Origin of the sequence: Dactylosporangium sp. NPDC000521 (assembly GCF_042898305.1) — a bacterium.
Lineage (GTDB): Bacteria > Actinomycetota > Actinomycetes > Mycobacteriales > Micromonosporaceae > Dactylosporangium.
In genome coordinates this window covers 104751-123785 of sequence record NZ_JBIAYW010000002.1, presented here as the reverse complement: position 1 = coordinate 123785, position 19035 = coordinate 104751, and the positions used below count along the sequence as shown (strand labels likewise).

14 protein-coding genes are annotated in these 19035 nt (G+C 74.2%); 3 read left to right on the top strand and 11 right to left on the bottom strand.

All coding sequences use genetic code 11. From position 1 onward, the window contains the following. The first annotated feature begins 1 nt into the window (after position 1). A complete protein-coding gene (locus tag ACFY3L_RS06390) occupies positions 2–1345 on the top strand; it encodes an ABC1 kinase family protein (RefSeq protein ID WP_389319357.1) in 1344 nt (447 codons plus the stop codon). 442 nt (positions 1346–1787) lie between these two features. On the opposite strand, the gene ACFY3L_RS06385 is transcribed toward ACFY3L_RS06390, so the two are convergent. From ACFY3L_RS06385 to ACFY3L_RS06375, 3 genes are all read right to left on the bottom strand, one after another. Continuing rightward, positions 1788–2168 (bottom strand): WhiB family transcriptional regulator, encoded by a 381-nt coding sequence (locus ACFY3L_RS06385; RefSeq protein ID WP_389319355.1) that lies wholly within the window; start codon positions 2166–2168, stop codon positions 1788–1790. 119 nt (positions 2169–2287) lie between these two features. Further along, a complete protein-coding gene (locus ACFY3L_RS06380) occupies positions 2288–2821 on the bottom strand; it encodes a hypothetical protein (protein ID WP_389319353.1) in 534 nt (177 codons plus the stop codon). Between the two features lie 139 nt (positions 2822–2960). After that, the gene (locus ACFY3L_RS06375; protein ID WP_389319351.1) at positions 2961–5081 is read right to left on the bottom strand and encodes an ATP-dependent DNA helicase UvrD2; all 2121 of its coding nucleotides are present in this window, start codon (positions 5079–5081) and stop codon (positions 2961–2963) included. An 85-nt stretch (positions 5082–5166) separates the two neighbouring features. Here ACFY3L_RS06375 and ACFY3L_RS06370 point away from each other — a divergent pair, with 85 nt between their 5' ends. Together ACFY3L_RS06370 and ACFY3L_RS06365 are read left to right on the top strand one after the other, a co-directional pair. Further along, positions 5167–5412 (top strand): mycoredoxin, encoded by a 246-nt coding sequence (locus tag ACFY3L_RS06370; protein WP_389319349.1) that lies wholly within the window; start codon positions 5167–5169, stop codon positions 5410–5412. Between the two features lie 58 nt (positions 5413–5470). Continuing rightward, entirely contained in the window at positions 5471–6097 is a 627-nt protein-coding gene (locus ACFY3L_RS06365) for a hypothetical protein (RefSeq protein WP_389319348.1), read from the top strand. Here ACFY3L_RS06365 and nudC read toward each other — a convergent pair. The 8 genes from nudC to ACFY3L_RS06325 form a co-directional block, all read right to left on the bottom strand. Further along, the gene (gene nudC / locus ACFY3L_RS06360; RefSeq protein WP_389319346.1) at positions 6066–6995 is read right to left on the bottom strand and encodes an NAD(+) diphosphatase; all 930 of its coding nucleotides are present in this window, start codon (positions 6993–6995) and stop codon (positions 6066–6068) included. The genes ACFY3L_RS06365 and nudC overlap by 32 nt on opposite strands. Before the next feature lie 85 nt (positions 6996–7080). Then, positions 7081–8412 carry a M16 family metallopeptidase gene (locus ACFY3L_RS06355; protein ID WP_389319345.1) on the bottom strand — a complete coding sequence of 444 codons (1332 nt, stop codon included), beginning with the start codon at positions 8410–8412 and terminating at the stop codon, positions 7081–7083. Continuing rightward, a complete protein-coding gene (locus ACFY3L_RS06350) occupies positions 8409–9704 on the bottom strand; it encodes a M16 family metallopeptidase (protein ID WP_389319343.1) in 1296 nt (431 codons plus the stop codon). The genes ACFY3L_RS06355 and ACFY3L_RS06350 overlap by 4 nt, the downstream gene beginning before the upstream one ends. Positions 9705–9793: 89 nt before the next feature. After that, entirely contained in the window at positions 9794–10960 is a 1167-nt protein-coding gene (locus tag ACFY3L_RS06345; RefSeq protein WP_389319341.1) for a S8 family serine peptidase, read from the bottom strand. Positions 10961–11063: 103 nt separating this feature from the next. Continuing rightward, the gene (locus ACFY3L_RS06340) at positions 11064–12032 is read right to left on the bottom strand and encodes a hypothetical protein (protein WP_389319339.1); all 969 of its coding nucleotides are present in this window, start codon (positions 12030–12032) and stop codon (positions 11064–11066) included. Between the two features lie 45 nt (positions 12033–12077). Beyond that, positions 12078–12239: a hypothetical protein gene (locus ACFY3L_RS06335; protein ID WP_389319337.1), complete on the bottom strand. Its 162-nt coding sequence runs from the start codon at positions 12237–12239 to the stop codon at positions 12078–12080. Between the two features lie 96 nt (positions 12240–12335). Beyond that, entirely contained in the window at positions 12336–15881 is a 3546-nt protein-coding gene (locus tag ACFY3L_RS06330) for an ATP-dependent helicase (protein ID WP_389319336.1), read from the bottom strand. Next, positions 15878–19012 (bottom strand): ATP-dependent helicase, encoded by a 3135-nt coding sequence (locus ACFY3L_RS06325; RefSeq protein ID WP_389321059.1) that lies wholly within the window; start codon positions 19010–19012, stop codon positions 15878–15880. Before ACFY3L_RS06325 ends, ACFY3L_RS06330 begins: the two co-directional genes overlap by 4 nt. Positions 19013–19035: the final 23 nt, after the last annotated feature.

The following is a 19035-nucleotide window of genomic DNA, read 5'->3' as shown; positions in this document are numbered from 1 at the left end:
TGTGACCGAGATCCCTAGGGGCGCAGTCGCCCGCACCGCACGACTGGCGTCGCTTCCTCTCGGGCTGGCCGGGCGGGCCGCACTCGGCCTGGGCAAGCGAGTGACCGGTATGGCCGCCGATGTGGTGTCCGCCGATGTCCAGCGGCGCACCGCCGAGCACTTGTTCAGCGTGCTCGGGCAGCTCAAGGGCGGTGCGATGAAGATGGGGCAGGCGCTGTCCGTCTTCGAGGCGGCGCTGCCGGAGGAGCTTGCCGGGCCGTACCGGGCGGCGCTGACCAAGCTGCAGGAGGCCGCCCCGCCGCTGCCGGCCGCCAGCGTCCACGCCGTGCTGCGCGAGTCGCTGGGTGAGGACTGGCGGCAGCTGTTCAAGGAGTTCGACGACAAGCCGGCCGCCGCAGCCAGCATCGGGCAGGTTCACAAGGCCGTGTGGGCCGACGGCCGCGAAGTGGCCGTGAAGGTGCAGTACCCGGGCGCCGGCGAGGCGCTGCGGTCGGACCTGAACCAGTTGGCCAGGTTCGCCGGGCTGTTCAAGGCGATCCAGCCGGGGCTCGACGTGAAGCCGCTCGTGCAGGAGATCCGCGACCGGGTCACCGAGGAGCTGGACTACGAGCTGGAGGCGGCGTCGCAGCGCGCGTTCGCGGCGGCGTACGACGGCGACCCGGACATCTGCGTGCCGCAGGTCCTCGCGTCGTCCCCCCGGGTGCTCGTCACCGAGTGGATCGAGGGCGTCTCGCTGTCGACGATCATCGCGTCCGGCACCGTCGAGGAGCGCGACGCGGCGGGCACCCGGATGGTGCTGCTGCACTTCTCCGCCCCTGCCAGGGCTGAGCTGCTGCACGCCGACCCGCACCCCGGCAACTTCCGCATGCTGCCCGACGGCCGTCTCGGCGTCCTCGACTTCGGCGCGGTGGCCCGCATGCCCGGCGGGCACCCGGAGGTGATCGGCCGCCTGACCCGCCTCGCCCTCGCCGGCGATGCCGAGGCGGTCCTGACCGGCCTGCAGGATGAAGGCTTCGTGAAGCGCGACGCGAACATCGACGCGGCGGCGGTGCTGAGCTACATCAGGCCGATGCTGGACCCGATCGCGGAGCCGAGGTTCCGCTTCAGCCGGGCGTGGCTGCGCGCCGAGGCGGGCCGGCTCGCCAACCCGAAGAGCCCCGCGTACGCGATGAGCCGCCAGCTCAACCTCCCGCCGTCGTACATGCTCGCGCACCGGGTGACGCTCGGCTCGATCGGCGTGCTGTGCCAGCTGGAGGCCGAGGCCCCATACCGCGAGATCATCGAGCGCTGGCTACCTGGCTTCGCCGAGCCGACGAAGAAGCCCCGCCGCCGTAAGTCGGAGTAGCCACCCGGCACCGGACGCGGGCGCGGTGATCCACGGACAGAACTGGCTGTGGGAACGACCAGAAATCGCCTTCGATCACCGTGTCGATCTGGAAGCCGCCCCCAGCGCGGAGACAAGCGGAGACACGAGGCGCGGAGACAAAGACGGGCGGGCCTCCCGGTGGCACCGGGAGGCCCGCGCTGTGCGTTGCGGTCAGTGTCGGCTCAGCTGACGCTCCTGCTCACGGCGGGCGCGCATCGCGATCTGACGGGCGGACGAAGAAGCCTCAGAGTGACGGACAGCCTGAGGCTGACGCATTCGGGCTCGGGACAGCGCTTCGTGGAGTAGTTGCAAGGACACGGTCATGCTCCTCAGGGAGATGGTGCGAAGGTCGGTGAGTTGAAGCCGGGTCGGCTGCGCGGCGCGCAGGCCTCGGCTGGCTGGCAACGGATGTGCGCTCATGTCAGGCCGCCACGCTCGCGGCCACGGCCGCGGTGCGAGCTGCGACCTCGACCCGCAGGACGGCGTCGCGAGCGACGTCCTCCTTGCGCGGACGGCCACGCGGACGCTTCCGCGGGACGACCGCACCGCGCTCGAAGATCTCGCCACCCCAGACACCCCAGGGCTCGGCGCGCTCGATGGCACCGGCCAGGCACTCGACGCGCAGAGGGCACTCCACGCAGAGCGACTTGGCCAGCTCGAGCTCCGCCGGCGAGTCGGCGAACCACAGGTCCGGGTCGAAGGTGCGGCACGGCAGGTCGGACTTCACGCCCCGAGCAGCGACAAGGAGACGCTCGTCGGTGCTCTCGACGCGCACATCGCGCGATGCCAAGGCCAGGCTCATCCCGGTCACCCCTTTCTGTTTCTCGATCGTTTGGTGGTGATCGTCGGTGCAAATGACTGAGGCCGCGGATCCCGGTGTCGGGTTCCGCGGCCTCGAGGTGAGCCGGTAAGTCGGTCTGGTTAGACCGGCCTGCCTCGAGGTGGTGTGCCGCGGACTCCGCCGTTGGGCTTCGGAGCCGTCAGGTCGTGCTTGTCGTTCGCGGTGAGCCCACTGGTCCCCTGAACCTGGACTCCCCGCCGGTCGAGCAGCTGGACGCCAACGGCGGGCATCTGCTCAACGGTGCGGTCGCGCTCGATGGTGCTGGTGGTGCTGCTGGTGCCGGTGGTGCTGCTGATGCCTCGGCCGGCCTCGCGGCCCAGAACCGAGACGCCCTGGGCTTCGAAGCCGCCCAGATCGATCGCGGAAACCGCGGTGCCCTGGATTTCGACGCCGCCCGGGACCGAGACGCCGCCCAGGGCCGCGACGCCACCCGTGACCGCGAAGGAAGCGATCGGGGCAGCGGCCGGAGCGGAGGCAACGGTCGGGACCGGGAAGGCCGAAGCGAAGGCGCCTCTGACGGCAGACTCCTGCCACAGGGCGGAGGCCGACGCCGGGGACGGGGCGCAGAGGGCATGCAACGCCGGCTGCTGCTCGGCTGAGATATAGAGCTTCACGGGTCGCACCTTCTCTCCACACTCGTCATGGGTCGGCCGCCGGGGCTCCGGCGTTCGTGTTCGCAGGCTATGTCGCGTCTTCAGGGTAGGGCAATCGAATTTCCGGGAAAACTTCTTGTCACTTTTCAGCCCATCGACATCAGTCGCTCCCGGCGAGGTCCTCGACGGTGCGGCCGGACACCAGCGCGAGCACGTCGTCGCCGTAGAGGCCGAGCTTCCGGGGGCCGATGCCGGCGATGACGGCGAGCTCCTCGCGGCGGCCGGGGCGGCGCTCGGCGATCGCCGCGAGAGTGACATCTGTGAATACAACGAAGGGCGGGACCTTGTGCACGGCGGCGAGCCGGGCCCGCCAGTCGAGCAGCCTGGCCAGCAGCTCCTCGTCGCGGTCGGACGGGCAGCCGGTGCAGCGGCCCAGCTTGCGCTCCGGCCCGCTGAGCAGCCCGGCGCCGCAGACCCGGCACGAGACGGCGACGGCGCGCTTCACCCGGGCGGTCACCTCGCTCTTGCCGATCCCCGGCGCGCTCCTCGCGAACGAACCAGAACCGGAACCGGAGCCGGACGAGCGCCCCGGCTCCAGTGCCGGCAGGAATCGGGTGGCGCGCCGGGGCCGGCCGCCGGGCGTGCGGGCGCCGGCGTAGGACAGCCAGAGGGTGTGGCGCGCGCGGGTGACGCCGACATAGAGCAGCCGGCGCTCCTCCTCGACCGCGTCGGGGGTGCGGGCGTGGATGACGGGCATCGTGCCCTCGGCGAGGCCGACGAGGAACACGGCATCCCACTCCAGGCCCTTCGCCGAGTGCAGCGACGACAGCGTGACCCCGGCGACCGTCGGCACGTGCTGCAGGGCCGCGCGGCGGGCGAGCTCTTCGTTGAACGCTTCGAGTCCGAGCGTCGGCATGCTCTCGGCGAGCGTGACGAGCGCCGACACCGCCTCCCACCGCTCGCGGGAGGCACCGCCGGCGGGGATCTGGTCGGCGCGCCAGCCGACGCCCTCCAGGGCCTTGGTGACCGACTCGGTCAGGGGTGCGCCGGGGTCGAGCGACCTGGTCGCGGCGCGCAGCGCGATCATCGCCTGGCGGACCTCGACGCGCTCGAAGAACCGCTCGGCGCCGTGCACCACGTAGGGCACCCCGGCCTCGGCGAGGGCCTCCTGGTAGACCTCGGACTGCGCGTTGACCCGGAACAGCACGGCGATCTCCTCTGCCGGCGTGCCGGAGGCGATGATCTCGCCGCAGCGGGCGGCGACGGCGGCGGCCTCCTGCGGCTCGTCGGTGAACGAGCGCAGGACCGGCTCGGCGCCCGGCGGGCGCTGCCCGATCAGCTCCAGGCGCAGCCGGGCCAGCTCGCCGCGGGCCTGGCCGATGACCGAGTTGGCCAGGGCGACGACCTGAGGGGTGGACCGGTAGTCACGGACGAGCCGGATGACGGTGGCGCCGGGGTGGCGGCGCTTGAAGTCGACGAGATAGGTCGCGCTGGCGCCGGTGAACGAGTAGATCGTCTGGCTGGCGTCGCCGACGACGGTGAGGTCGTCGCGGTCGCCGAGCCACGACTCCAGCAGCCGCTGCTGCATCGGGTTGACGTCCTGGTATTCGTCGACGACGAAGTGCCGATACTGCGAGCGGATCTGCTCCGCGACGTCCTCGTGCTCCTCCATGGCCCAGATCGCGGCCCGGATCATGTCCTCGAAGTCGATCACGCCGTGGGCGCGCTTGACCCGCTCGTAGGCGGCATAGACCTCGCCCACCTTGGCCGCGTCGAACGGCGGCTCGCGCAGCGCCTTGCCCGCGGCGACCGCATAGTCGGCGGGCTCGATCAGCGACGACTTGGCCCATTCGATCTCGCTGGCGAGGTCGCGGGCGCCGGTGCCGTCGATCTTGACGCCGGCGCGGGTGGCGGCGAGGCCGACCAGGCGGGCCTTGCTGTCCAGCAGCTCGGGCATCTCGCGGCCGGAGAAGAGCCGCGGGGCGAAGTAACGGACCTGGCGCAGCGCGGCGGCGTGGAACGTGCGGGCCTGGACGCCGCCGGCGCCGAGCTGGCCGAGGCGGGCGCGCATCTCGGCGGCGGCCCGGGCGGTGAACGTGACGGCGAGGACGTGCTGGGCGCGGACGTGCCCGGAGCGGACCCGGTGGGCGATGCGGTGGGTGATCGCCCTGGTCTTGCCCGTGCCGGCGCCCGCGAGGACGCACAGGGGGCCGGCCGGCGCAGTGACCACGGCAGCCTGCTCCGGGTCAAGACCTGCGAGTGGGTTTGAGGAGTCCGCCACAGGTAGGCATCATTCCAGCCGGGTATGACGTTTCCGCCGAAGTACCTACCGGAACCGACAGCGATCCCAACGAGGAGACCACCGGATGCTGACCATGTACTCGACCACGTGGTGTGGCTACTGCCACCGCTTGAAGTCGCAGATGGATCGCGAGGGCATCCAGTACCAGGTCGTCGACATCGAACGGGACCCGGAGGCGGCGAAGTTCGTCGAGAGCGTCAACGGCGGCAACCAGACCGTCCCGACCCTGAAGTTCGACGACGGCACGGCACTGACGAACCCGACCATCGTCCAGGTGAAGGCGCAGCTGGCCAACGCGGTCAGCGGCTGACCGCCCGAAGCGCGCCGATCCCTTCACACCGCGCGGCCGGCTCACTACGGTGGCCGGCATGCGGGTAGCTCGCGACTACGCCGTCGGCACCCCGGAACCGGGCAGACCCACCCGAGCCGCCCCGGAGCGGCCTCGGGTGGCCGACCCGGGGCGCCGGCGGCGCATCGCCGGTTACCTGTCCGGCGGCGCCGCGATCGGGCACGGGCACGGCGTGCTGCGCACCGACGGGGTGTGGGTGTGGCCGGAGCGGTTCGTCGCCGAGATCCTCGACGACGGGCTCGCCCCCGAGCCCGACCTGCTGCGGCACATGGAGCGGCAGGACTTCCGCGCGCCCGACCCGGAGCCCGGCGCGCGGCTGACCGACGACGCGCTGCGCGCCTGGCGGGCCGGGCCGCCGCCCGCCCCGCGGCTGCTCGTCACGTACTTCGTCCGGCTCGACGGCGAGACGGACCCGGAGGCGCCGCTGTCGCTGCTGCGCCGGGTCGTCGACCCCGCCGGGCGGGTGGCGGAGGAGGCGGTGTGGCGCGATCTCGGCTGGCACCCGACGCAGGCGTTCGCCGCGCACAGGATCGACCACGACATCCGCGAGGTGACCCCGGCCCACGCCGCCGGGGTCCTCGACCGCTGGTGCGAGCAGTGGCACCGGGAGGCCGTCAACCGAGGTCGGGGCCGAGCCACTCCGTGATCAGGTAGTGCGCGATCGACGCGGGGAAGGGCAGGCCGAAGGCTCGCGAGCTGCCATCCAGTACCGCGGCGATCTCGACACGGGAGAACCATCGCCCCTCGAGGATCTCCTCCTCGTCGACGACGACCGTCGCCCCGACCGGCGCGGTGGCGTGGAACCCGAGCATCAGCGAGCCCGGGAACGGCCACGGCTGGCTCGCCACGTAGGTGACGCCGCCGACCCTGACGCCGACCTCCTCGAGCACCTCCCGCGCGACCGCCATCTCCGCGGACTCGCCCGGCTCGACGAACCCGGCGAGCGTCGAGTAGCGCCGGATCCCGCCGGCCGCCGGCCACTGCGCGTTGCAGCCGAGCAGGCACCGCCCGTCCGGCCCCTCGACCCCGTCGTGCACCAGCATGATCACGGCCGGGTCGGTGCGCGGCCACAGCGTCTCCGCGCCGTCCTCGGTGGTGCGGACCCACCCCGCCTGCGCCGGGACCGTCAGTTTGCCGCTGAGGGGGCTGTACGGGTGGCGCGAGTGCCAGTTGGCCAGCCCGACGGCGGTGATGAACAGCCCGGCCGGCAGGTCCGGCAGCGCGTGCCCCACCTGCCGCAGATTCACCCGCCTGGTGCCGGGCAGCACGGTCACGTCCGCGGCGACGGCGAAGTAGACGGTGCCGTCGGTGTCCTCGCCGAGGAAGAACCGCTCCCCCTGCGGCGCGTCGGCTGGGTCGATCAGGACGAGCTCGGGCGGGTCGTCGCCGCGCACCAGCATGTGCCCGTCGTCGACGACCACCACGCGGGCCCGCGACCAGGCCTCTTCCAGCCATGTCGCGTCGGTACGGCGGTGCGCCGCCCGATCCAGCGGTCCCCGGGCGAGCGGGGGGCCGGGCCGGGCGGCAGCGGCTAACTCGGTCATGCCGCCACCTCCGCTACGCTCCGGCGCCGGCCTGACCCGAGGACTGCGCCCATGGTGCCCAGCCCTCCGCTGCGCTCCGGCCCGGTCACGATGCCGCTCGGGTGACCGCCGTCAGCGCGGCCAGGGGCTGCTCGATCTTCTCCGCGTCGCCGAGGACGACCGCCGCGATCCGCGACGGCGCCAGGTACCGCGCGGCCGCGGCCGCCACGTCGTCGCGGCTGACGCGGGCGAGCCGGGCGGCGTGCTCGGCCAGGTAGTCCAGGCGCAGCCCGAAGCCGGCATACGTGGAGACCAGCCCGGCCAGCCCCGCCTGCGTCGACATGCCCAGCTGGAGGGTGCCGAGCGCGTACTGGCGGGCCTGCTCCAGCTCGTCCTCCTTCGGCGGGATGCTGGCCAGCCGGCCCAGCTCGTACAGCGTCTCCAGCAGCGCGGGGCCGGTCACCTCGGTCGCGACCTCGGCGGCGACGACCAGCGCCGACCCGGCGACGGCGTGCTCGACGAGGGAGTGCGGCCCGTACGTGTAGCCCTTGTCCTCACGGATGTTCTCCACCCAGCGGGAGGAGAAGTAACCGCCGAAGACGAGGTTCGCCAGCTGGAGCGCCGCGTGGTCGGGGTGCCGGCGGGACACCGCGGGCAGCGCTAGGCGCAGCGACGACTGCACGGACCCGGGCCGGTCGACGAGCGTCAGCGGCCCCGGCTTCAGCTCCGGGGTCGGCGGCAGGTCCACGGTCGTGCCCGCGCCGTCCCACTTCGCCAGCATCCGCTCGGCGGCCGCGATCGCCTTGTCGGGCGCGATGTCGCCGACGATGACGAGGGTGGCGCCGGCCGGGTGCAGCCGCTCGGCGTGCAGCGTGCGCAGCGTGCCGGGGGTGACCGCCTCGACGTGCTCCGGCGCCGGGGTCTGCACGGCATACGGGTGCTTGCCATACATCCGCTTCAGCAGCGCGGCCCGCGCGAGGTGGCTCGGCTGGCTCTGCGCGACCCGGATCCGGTCGACCAGGCGGGCCCGCTCGGTGCTGACCTCCTCCGCCGGGTAGCTGGCGTCGGTGAGCACGTCGGCGAGCAGGTCCAGCAGCCGGTCCAGCCCGCCGACGAGCGCGTTGCCGGAGATCAGCAGCCGGTCGGGGTCGGCGCCGGCGGACAGCCCGCCGCCGACCTTCTGCAGCTCCGCGGCGATGTCGACGGTCGACATCGTGGTCGTGCCCGACAGCACCGTCTGCGTCAGCAGCGCGGCGCGGGCCAGGTGCGCCTTCGCGAACGGCACCCGCAGCCGCACCTCGACCAGCGGCACCGACGAGCGGCGCAGCGCGATCACGGTCAGCCCGTTGTCGAGGGTCCGCTCGACGGTCTTCGGCAGCTTCAGCGGGCGGTTCGGCCCGAGCACCGGCACGGTGCGGAGCAGGGTTTCGGCAGTCACTTGGCTCCTCCGGCAATGACCTCGACCGCGGCGCGACGCGACGGGACCAGCTCGGCCGCCGCGGCGATGATCTGCTCCTCGGTGACCCCACCGATCAGCGTGTGGAGCTGGTTGAGCAGCTCGGGCTCGCCGCGCTGCTGCTCCAGCACCGCCATCTGCAGCGCCCGGCCGAGCACCGCGTCGGTGTCGCGCAGCAGGTGCGTGGCCATGCGGGCCTGGGTGCGGCTGAGCTCGTCGGGCGCGAGGCCGTCGGTGGCGATGCGCTGGCACTCCTCCTCGACCGTGCGCAGCACCTTGTCGACGTCGCCGCCCGGGGGAAGGTGCGCCTGCAGGACCAGCGCGGTGGGGTCGCGCACCGCGAACGGCTCGCCCATGAAGCCGACATACCCGCCGACGCTGGTCACCGACCGGTCGCGCAGGACGAGGCGCTCCACCAGCCGGGACGCGTCGCCGTCGGTGAGCACCTCGGCGAGCACCACGTACGGCAGGAAACCCTCGAGGTCGTTGATCGGGTCCGGCACCCGCCACGCCGCCGCGACCGCCGGCAGCGGGGCCAGGCGGTCCTCGTACGAGTCGCGGCGCTCGCTCGTCAGGTCGGGCTCGGCGAAGTCGGGGCGGGCCGGGGCCGGGCGCGCCGGAACGTCGCTGAAGTGCCGCTCGATCAGCGCCGTCGCGGCCGCCACGTCGAAGTCGCCGGACACCGCGAGCACCGCGTTGCCGCACGCGTAGTAGCGGTCGAAGAAGTCGGCGGCGTCGGCGACGGTCGCGGACTCCAGGTCGTCGAACGAGCCGTAGCCGTCGTGCGCGTTGGCGAACGTGTCGAACATGACCGGGGGCAGCCGCAGCCACGGGAAGCCCCCATACGGCCGGTTGAGCACGTTGACCCGGATCTCCTCCTTGACCACGTCGACCTGGTTGCGCAGGTTCTCCTCGGTCAGGCGGGGCGAGCGCATCCGGTCCGCCTCGAGGAACAGCGCCCGCTCCAACGCGTTGGACGGCAGCGTCTCGAAGTAGTCGGTGTAGTCGAAGTGGGTCGACCCGTTGAAGGTGCCGCCGGAGCCCTGCACGTAGCGGAAGTGGGCCAGCTTCTCCAGGCTCTCCGAGCCCTGGAACATCAGGTGCTCGAACAGGTGTGCGAAGCCGGTGCGGCCCTGCGGCTCCGACCGGATGCCGACGTCGTAGACGACCGCTACGCCGACGACGGGCGCGGCCCGGTCGGGCGTGAGCACCACCCGCAGACCGTTGGGGAGGGTGAGGCGCTCGACCGGATACTTGGACGCGGGAATCCGCACAGCGGGACTACGACGAGGCACCCGTCGAATCTATCCCCTCCCGCACGGTTCGCCGTCCTCGCCCGCCGACTCGTCCCGTTCCGCCGCGTTCACCCGGTCGTCTCGTCGTCGGCGACGGCGGTTCGCCGGAGGCGCAGCTCGGCCCGCAGCGCGTACCAGAGCAGCACCCCGACGAAGGCGACCAGCGGCAGGCCGAGCAGCCACCCCAGCGGCCCCCGCGACCGGGCCGGCAGCGGCCCCGCGACTGGCTGCCCCGGGGCGGGCGCCGACGCGGTGACCGACGGCGACGGCGCGATCGACGGCGCCGGCGGGTGGGCGAGCGGGATCGTCCTGGTCAGCGCGGGCACCAGGTCGACCCGGCCGACGCCGAACCGCGGGTCGGCCCCCTTGTCGCCGGCGTCGACGGCGGTGACCTTCAGGCGGTGGACGATCTCGTCGGCGGGCAGCTTGGGGTACGCCGCCCGCACCAGCGCCACCACCGCGGCCAGCTCGCCGGCCGCCACACCGCCGGCGTCGACGCGGTAGCCGCCGCCGGTGTTCGTGGTCATGATCTCCTCGCCGGGCACGCCGAACCCGAGCCGCCGGCCGCTGTCCGACGCGACGAGCACCTCGCCGGCGCGCGACAACGGCACCGCGGCGAGGACCCCGTCGTACGCGGCCGGGTAGGGCTCGAACGCCTCGCCGGCCCGGTTGCCGTCGGCGGCGACGACGATCGCGTCGGCGGCCTGCGCCTCGCGGACCGCCTGCTGCAGGCGCTCGCTCCCGCCGACGGAGTAGCCGACGACGATGACCTTCGCGCCGCGTACGGTGGCCAGCTCGATCCCCTCGGCCAGCTGGTCCGGGGTGACGGTGCGGGCGCCGGTCGGGTCGGGAGTGGCCGGGCTGCCGAGGACCACCGGCAGGACGTCGGCGCCGGGCGCGATGCCGAGCACCCCGTTCTGCCGGTTGGCGCCGTGCCCCTGCCCCGCGATCAGCCCGGCGAGCGCCGTGCCGTGCCCGTCGGGGTCGCCGGGGGCGGTGAGCGAGCCGCTGGTGTAGATCGCCGGCAGCACGCTGGCGGTCAGGTCGGGGTGGTTGCGGTCGACGCCGTTGTCCACGATCGCGACCGTGACACCTTCGCCGCGGGTCTTCTCGTTGGCTTCGCTCACCCGCAGCCACTGCAGGTGCCACTGATCGTCACGAATGCCGTCGGCGCGCGCCGGGCTCACCGGAACGAGCGCGAGCACGACCCCTGCAACCACTGCGGCCTTTTTCACGGCGCCAGCGTGACGGATCGGCGCAAGTCTGTCACTAGGCCGGCTTCAGCGAGACCCGCAGCGTGACGGATCGGCGCAACTGACGCCAGTCGACCGTCCGTCGCTAGATGGGCCGGACCGACTCCGGGGCCTCGTCGGCGATGTAGTCGAACTGGCGGTGGGTGTCGGGGATCGAGACGTACAGGATGGCGGCCTCGGGTTTGCCCAGGTCGACGAGGGCGATCGACACCAGCTCACTCTTCGCGCGCAGGCCCGGCTGGGAGAAGTGCAGGCGGAACTTGATCAGCCGGCCGGGGCGCCCGCCGAGGGTGAGGTCCTTCGCGGAGATCTGCTCCAGCTGGTTGCCCTTGGGGTAGAAGCTGATCCGCACATCGGCGGCGATCTGGTCGCCGACGCACCTGAGGTCCAGGACCATGCCGTCGTTGACGGCGGCCGGCACGTGGCCGGAGAGGATCGTGGCGTGGTAGTCGCTGCCGGCGTTGTAGTCGGGCTCGGTGACGAAGTGCTGGCCGGTCCGGTAGGTGACCTTCAGCTCGCCCTGGTCGGCCCAGACGTTGTCCCACGGCCCCCACGGGGCGCCGTACTGCTTGTAGGAGATCCCCGACTCCTCGTCGACGGTCCGCGGGCCGGCGGGCGCCGGGTCGCCGCCGGGTGGAAGCTCGGGTGGGATGGTCGGCGGCGGGCAGCGGCGGGCCAGCTCTGGGCGGGTGTCGCTGGGGCCCTCGGCGCGGCGGTCGAAGAGGCCGCCGGGGGTCGTCGCGTTGCCGGTCATCAGCGAGACCAGGATGACGACCAGGCCGATCGCGACGACCGCGATCGCGCCGCCGGTGAGCAGCTTCAGGATGCGCTTGTTGCGCTTTACCGGGTCGTCATCGTCGTCGCCGCCACCACCGGTGCCCCACGTCGGAGGTGGGACGATCGGGGGCGCGCCGAGGCCCGAGACCCGGCCGGACTGGTAGCCCGGCGCCGCGCGCGGCGGCTCGGCCGTGCGCTGGATCGTCGGCGCCGGCCCGACGGGCGCCAGCACGACCTGCGTGTCCGGCTGAGCCCACGGTGAATGCTGCTCGGTCATCTCACCAGCAAGTGTCGCAGCCCGGCGCCAGTCTGCCAAAAGGGGCTATGGCTGCGGATGCGCCGGCGTGCGCACATCGGTGACCTGCGGATATCTGGGCGTGTCGGCGGCGGCGACCGGGCCGAGGACGATCAGGGCGGCGGTCAGCACCCCCGCGGTCGCCACCCCGACCACCAGTGCCACCTCGCGCGTGTGCGATGCCTGCATCGTGCGCACTTCCCCTCGCATGCCCGTCCGCATGCCCCTTGGACAGCTTCGGGGACGGCGTGGTTCCGTGGACAGAAAGGTGTCGGAACCTTGACGCTAGAGACCGGACGCGGGCAGGGTCGCGATCAAGGCCAGCAGACCGTCGGTGTCGAGCAGGTCGGCCGGGCGGACCGTCACCCCCTCGCGGACGTAGAAGAACGCGGCGCCGACCTGCTCCAGCGGCACGCCGCGCAGCTCCGACCAGGCCAGGCGGTACGCGGCGAGCTGCACCGCCGCGGCGGTCGCGTCGGCGCCGGTGGGCTGGGCGCCCGTCTTCCAGTCCACGACGTCGAAGCGGCCGTCGGGGTACGCGTAGACCGCGTCCATCCGCCCGCGGACCACCACCCCGGCGATGACGGAGGCGAACGGCACCTCCACGTCCAGCGGCACCCGGTCGGCCCACTCCCCCGCCAGGAACCTGGCCTGCAGGTCCGCGAGGGCCTCGTCGGGCGCGGCGCCCTCGTCGGCGGCGCCGGGCAGCTCGTCGAGGTCGAGCAGCCGCTCCGCCTTGAACCGCTGCTCCAGCCAGTGGTGGAACGCGGTGCCCCGCCGCGCGTACGGGTCCGGGCGCGACGGCAGCGGCCGGCGCAGCGTCCGGGCCAGCCGCTGCGGGTCGCGGCGCAGCGCCACGAGCTGCGACACCGACAGGTGCCCGGGCAGCGCGACCTCGACCGGCGCGTTGAGCTGTGGGGTGATGCGGGCCCGCTCCGCCAGCAGCAGGTCCGCCTCCGCCGACCAGCGCTGCCATGACCCCTCTTCCAGCGTTTGCGGCATCGGTACGACTGACGCCTCCCCGACCCCCGTAGCGGCCCCGACGGTCGGGTGCTCGGCGTCCCCATCCGACGCGAAGGCCGGTGCTGCCGACACCGGCGCCGAGGCCGCCCCTTCGTCCACGACGGCCGTCCCGGCCGGGTGCTCGGCGTCCCCATCCGACGCGAAGGCCGGTGCTGCCGACACCGGCGCCGAGGCCGCCGCTGCGTCCGTCCTGTCCGACGCGGTGGCCGGCGCCGCCGGTGACGCGGCGAGAGCGGCGGTCGCGGCTCGCACCATCGCGGCTGCCGCCTCCAGCAGCGGCCGGCGGGAGCCGAGGGGGTCGGCGGGCCAGCTGGCGCTCGGGACCTGCTCGGCCGTCGGGTTCTGCGCGTCGGGGGCCGGCGCGTCGGTCCAGACGTCGACCAGGCCGGCGCCGGCCACGCACCGCTCCCGGATCTCGTCGAGGAAGATCGACGGCCCGCGGGCCCGCTTGACGCCGTCGCCCCACCAGTAGCCGCTGGCCAGCAGCAGCCGGCGGGGTCGGGTGACCGCCACGTAGGCCAGGCGCCGCTCCTCGCGCACGTCGTGGTGGCGCCAGTCGTCGGTGAACGCCTCCAGCCGGCGCACGACGCCCTTGATGTCCGCGGCCGCCGAGAGGTCCAGCACCGGCAGGCCGTCGCTGTCGCCGCGCAGCGGGAAGGGCAGGACGCCGAGGCCGCGCAGCCAGTGGTCGCCGGCGTTGCTCGGGCCGGGGAACACGTCGGCGCAGAGGCCGGCGACCGACACCACGTCCCACTCGAGCCCCTTGGCGGCGTGCGCGGTCAGGATCTGCACCGCGCCGGAGAAGACCTCGACCTCGCCGGGCGCGAGGCCGCGCTCCTCGTTTTCCGCGGCGGCGAGGAACGCCAGGAACGCGCTGAGCGTCGCGCCCTCCGACTCGCCGGCGAAGCGGGCCGCGATGTTGCTGAACGCGTCGAGGTGCCCGCGGGCCAGGCCGGCGTCGCCGGGCCGGGCGGCGACCTCGACGTCGAGGCCGGTGGCGCGCTCGATGTCGGCGACGAGGTCCGGCAGCGGCTGGTCGAGGCGCCGGCGCAGGCGGCGCAGCTCCGCGCCGAGCGCCGCGAAGCGGGCGAACCCGGGCTCCGAATACGCGGCCGGGTCGCCGAGGTCGTCGAGCGCCTCGACCAGGACCGCCTCGTCGAGCCGGTCGGCGAGGGCCGGCTCGTCGTCCTCCGGCCCGGCCCGGCGCGCGGCGGCGACGGCGCGGGCACGGCGGTACAGGGCGACGAGGTCACGCGGCCCGATCCGCCACCGGGGGCCGGTCAGGATGCGCAGCAGCGCGGCGCCCTCGGCGGGGTCGGCGAGGACCCGCAGGACGCTGACGACGTCGCGGACCTCGGGCGTGTCGAGCAGGCCGCCGAGCCCGACGACCTCGACCGGCAGGCCGCGGGAGCGCAGCGCGTTCTCCAGCGCGGGGATCTGCGCGCGGGTGCGCACCAGCACCGCCGTCGTCGGCCGGTCGTCGACGGGGATGTCGAGCGGGAACGTGTCCGGCGCGACCTTCGCCGCGAGCCGCCACGACGCGACGATCCGGTCGGCGATCCAGGCGGCCTCGCCGGCATACGTGTCGAGCAGCGCGCAGTGGACGGTCGCCGTCGACGCCGGCTCGGCGAGCACGTCGGCCGGGGCGAGCTCGGCGACGCGGGCCCCGTGCGCCCGCAGCGGCGCGGAGATCGTGTTGGCGACGTCGAGGATCTCGGGCCGGTTGCGCCAGCTGGTGGTCAGCGTGAGCTCGCCGGCGGCATCGCCGGCCGCGGTCGGGAACTCGGCCGGGAACCGCTCCAGGGTGCCCGCGGACGCGCCACGCCAGCCGTAGATCGACTGGCAGGGGTCGCCGACGGCGGTCACCGGGTGGCCGCCGCCGAACAGCGACCGCAGCAGCACCACCTGCGCGTGGCTGGTGTCCTGGTACTCGTCGAGCAGCACCACCCGGAAGCGGTCCCGCTCGACGGCGCCGACCTCGGGGTGCGCGAGCGCGACGCGGGCCGCCCTGGACAGCTGGTCGCCGAAGTCCATCGCCTCCAGCAGTGCCTTCTTCTCCTGGTACTGCCGGATCAGCGGCAGCAGCTGCAGCCGGGCCTGCTGCCGGGACAGCACGTCACGGACCGGCTTGGCCATCTTGCCGGTCTTGGCGCCCACCTCGGCGAAGAACCGGCCGGTCCACGCGGCGACGTCCTCCGGCTCCCGCAGGTGCTCGGCGAGGTCCCCGGCCAGGTGCAGCACCGCGTCCACCACGGTCGACGGCGCCGACGCGACCGCCGTCATGTCGCCGTCATACCCGCGGACGACCGCGTCGGCGAGCTGCCAGCACGCGGCCTCGGTGAGCAGCCGCGTGCTCGGCTCGAAGCCGGCCCGGACACCGTGCTCGCGGACCACCCGCGCCGCATACGAGTGGTACGTGGCGACGGTCGGCTCCCCCGCGATCAGGTCGTCGCGCCCGAGCCGCCGCACCAGCTGCCCGAGCCGCTGCCGGATCCGGTGCGACAGCTCGCCGGCCGCCTTCCTGGTGAACGTGAGCCCCAGGATCTGCTCCGGGCGCACGTGCCCGTTGGCGACGAGCCACACCACCCGCGCCGCCATCGTCTCCGTCTTGCCCGACCCGGCGCCCGCCACGACGAGCAGCGGCTCCACCGGCGCCGCTATCACCGCCGCCTGCTGTGCCGTCGGCGCCGGCTGCCTGAGCAGCTTCGCCAGCTCGACCGGCGGGAAGCTCACCCGCGCGGCGCTGGTGCTCTGGGCGCTCTGGGTGCTCTGGGTGCTCTGGGTGCTCTGGTCCTCGGTCTGGGTCATGTGACGTGCCTGCCCTTGCCCGAGACGGGGCAGGAGGTCTTGACCGGGCAGACCCGGCACTTGTTGTTGACGACGGCGCTGAAGGTCGAGGCCGCCATGGTCTGGGCGGTCTTACGGACCAGCGCCTGGGCCCAGTTGGGGTCGCCGGACTCGCCGAGCGGGGGCTGGACCTGCTCACGGGCGGCATTGGTCTCGCCGCCGAGCTGCACCAGGGTGGCGCCGCCGGAGACGGTGGACTCCTCGAAGGCGCCCAGCTCGATCGCCGCCTGATAGGCCGCGAGCTGCGGGTGCTCGGCGAGGTTGGCGTTGGCGGGGATGGACTTGCCGGTCTTGAGGTCGACGACGACGAGGCGGCCCTGCTCGTCGAGCTCGAGCCGGTCGACGCGGCCCTTGATCTCGACCGGGGCGTCGGGGTCGGCGAGCTCGACGAGGAAGTCCTGCTCGATCGCGACGAGGCGGCGCGGGTTGCCGGCGAGCCAGCCGATGAGCTTGTCGAGCATGGTCTCGGCGCGGTCGCGCTCGCGGCCGGCGAGCCAGCGCGCGGAGAGCTCGATCGCGTCGAACCGGTCGGCGACATAGGCGACGAGCTGGGCCCGGTCGGCGGTGGCGTCGGAGGCGAGCATCGCGGCGGCGTGCACGAGGTTGCCGATCGACTGCTCCGGCGACGGGGCCAGCTTCCCGCCGTGCCGCTCCAGGAGCCAGCGCAGGCTGCAGCGGTCGACGCTCTCCACGGTCGACGGGGTGACGGTCACCGGCTCGCCGGGGTCGACGAGGGGGCGGTCGTCGGACAGCGGCGGCAGCCCCCACCAGCTGTCGGGGTCGGCGCCGGGCACCCCCTCGGCGGCGAGCCGGGCGAGGATCGCGGCGGCCGCGGCGTGGCGGCCGGCGGAGGCATCGGGGTCGATCAGGGCGACCCGCAGCTCGGCGACGAGCGTCGGCAGGGTCAGCGCCCGGGGCGGCTCGAACACGGTGGCGCCCTCAGGGTCGGCATCCGCGTCCACACCGGCCAGCTCCAGCAGGAAGCGGCTCGGCTGCTCCTCGCCGTCGCCGGAGGCGACCGCGGTGACGAGGACCTGCTCGCGGGCCCGGCTGACGGCGACGTAGAAGAGGCGGCGCTCCTCGTCGAGCAGCGCCGACAGCCTGCCGATCGTCTCCATGGTGCGGCCGGCGAGGACCTCGACGAGCAGCTCCGAGCCGAGCACGCTGCCGCGCAGCCGCAGGTCTGGCCAGACACCCTCCTGCACGCCGGCGACGGCGACGACGTCCCACTCGAGGCCCTTCGCGGCGTGCGCGGTCAGGATGCGGACGGCGTCGCCGCGGTCGGCGGACGGGGCGAGCGAGTCGGCGGGCAGGTCCTGCCCCTCGACGTGGTCGAGGAAGACGGCGATGCCGGCGCCGGGGAGCCGGTCGGTGAAGCGGGCCGCCGCGTCGAACAGCGACACGACGGCGTCGAGGTCACGGTCGGCGGCGGCGCCACGGTGGCCGCCGCGGGAGCTCAGCGCCGTCCACCGGTCGGCGAGGCCGCTGCCCTGCCAGGCGGTCCACAGCACCTCCTCGGCGGTGGCGCCGGGCCGGGCCGCGGCGTCGCGGACGGCCCGCAGCAGCTGCCCGACGGTGCGGGCCGGTGCCGCCCACCGCCGCTCGACCGCGTCGAGCTCCCCCGGGTCGCGCAGCGCCTGCAGGAGCAGGACCCCGGACGGGCGCCGGTCGCCGGCGGCGAGCGCGAGGGCGCGCAGGCCCTGCCGGAGGCGCCGCTCGGCGAGCGGGTCGGCGCCGCCGAGCGGCGAGTGCAGCAGCGCGATCGCGGCGTCCTCGTCGAGCCGGTCGGCGTCCAGGGCGCAGCGCAGGAGCAGCAGCAGCGGCGCGATCGCCGGCTGCAGGTGCAGCGGCAGGTCCTCGGCCTCGGTGACGGTCGGCACGCCCGCCGAGTGCAGGGCCCGCTGCAGCGGCGCGAGCTGCCGGGCGGTGGAGCGCACCACGACCGCCATCCGCGACCACGGCACGCCGCGCAGCAGGTGCGCCTCGCGGAGCCGGTGCGCCAGGAACGCCGCCTCCGTCGTCTCGGAGCCGAACGTCGCGGTCTCCACCGTGCCGCCTGGGCGGGACGCCTCCAGCAGCCGGTGCCGGGACGGGCCCCGCAGCCGCGACGCGATCCGCCGGGTCGGCGCGAGCAGCCCGTCGCCGAGCCGGCGCGAGCTGGGCAGGATCACCTGCGGCGCGGGCCGCCCGCCGGCGGTGCGGAACCGGTCGGGGAAGTCGCCGACGATCCCCGGGTCGGCGCCGCGGAACGCGAACGTCGACGAGTCGGGGTCGGCGAACGCGACGAGGTGCGCGCCCGAGCCCGCGATCAGGTCGAGCAGCTCGATCTGGGCGGGGTCGGTGTCGGGCAGCTCGTCGAGGTAGACGCACTCGATCCTGCGCCGCTCGGCGGCGAGGAGGTCGGGCTGGTCGGCCAGCAGCCCCGCCGCGGCCCGCACCAGCTCCGCGTAGTCATAGGCGACGGCGCCCCGGCCGGCCGCGTCGCGCAGGGCGAGGACCTGCAGATACTCCTCGAAGAACGCGGCCGCGGCGGCCCAGTCGGGGCGCTGGTGCACGACCGCGAGCCGGGCCAGCCCCTGCGGGCCGACGCCCCGCTCGACGGCGCGCAGCAGCAGGTCGCGCAGCTCGGTCGCGAACGCGCGGGTGCCGAGCGCGCCGCACAGCGCCTCGGGCCACGGCGCCCGCGAGTCCTGCAGCAGCTCGCGGATGACGAGGTCCTGCTCGGGGCCGGTGAGCAGCCGCGGCGACGGCTCACCACGCTCGACGGCGGCGCGGCGCAGCAGCCCGAACGCATAGCCGTGGAACGTGCGGACCATCGGCTCGGCGGTGGTCCGCAGCCCCGCCGCGCGGCCCAGCCGCGCCTCGATCGTGTCCCGCAGCCGCACCGCGCCGCGCCGGCCGAACGTCAGCACCAGGATCCTGTCGGGCTCGACCCCTTCGGCGACCCGCGCGGCGACGGCCTCGACGAGCGTGGTCGTCTTGCCGGTGCCGGGGCCGCCGACGACGAGCAGCGGCCCGGCCGTGTGCTCCACGACGAGCCGCTGCCACGGGTCGGCCTCGATCGCGACCGCCGCCGGAGCGGGGCGCCGCACCAGACGGAAGGCACGGCGGGGGG

Excerpts from the sequence above, each read along its gene's own strand:
- ACFY3L_RS06365 (WP_389319348.1), top strand. The coding sequence starts at position 5,471 with ATGCGGGTAGCTCGCGACTACGCCGTCGGCACCCCGGAACCGGGCAGA.
- ACFY3L_RS06370 (WP_389319349.1), top strand. The coding sequence starts at position 5,167 with ATGCTGACCATGTACTCGACCACGTGGTGTGGCTACTGCCACCGCTTG.
- ACFY3L_RS06335 (WP_389319337.1), bottom strand. The coding sequence starts at position 12,239 with ATGCAGGCATCGCACACGCGCGAGGTGGCACTGGTGGTCGGGGTGGCG.
- nudC (WP_389319346.1), bottom strand. The coding sequence starts at position 6,995 with ATGACCGAGTTAGCCGCTGCCGCCCGGCCCGGCCCCCCGCTCGCCCGG.
- ACFY3L_RS06330 (WP_389319336.1), bottom strand. The coding sequence starts at position 15,881 with ATGACCCAGACCGAGGACCAGAGCACCCAGAGCACCCAGAGCACCCAG.
- ACFY3L_RS06385 (WP_389319355.1), bottom strand. The coding sequence starts at position 2,168 with ATGAGCCTGGCCTTGGCATCGCGCGATGTGCGCGTCGAGAGCACCGAC.
- ACFY3L_RS06340 (WP_389319339.1), bottom strand. The coding sequence starts at position 12,032 with ATGACCGAGCAGCATTCACCGTGGGCTCAGCCGGACACGCAGGTCGTG.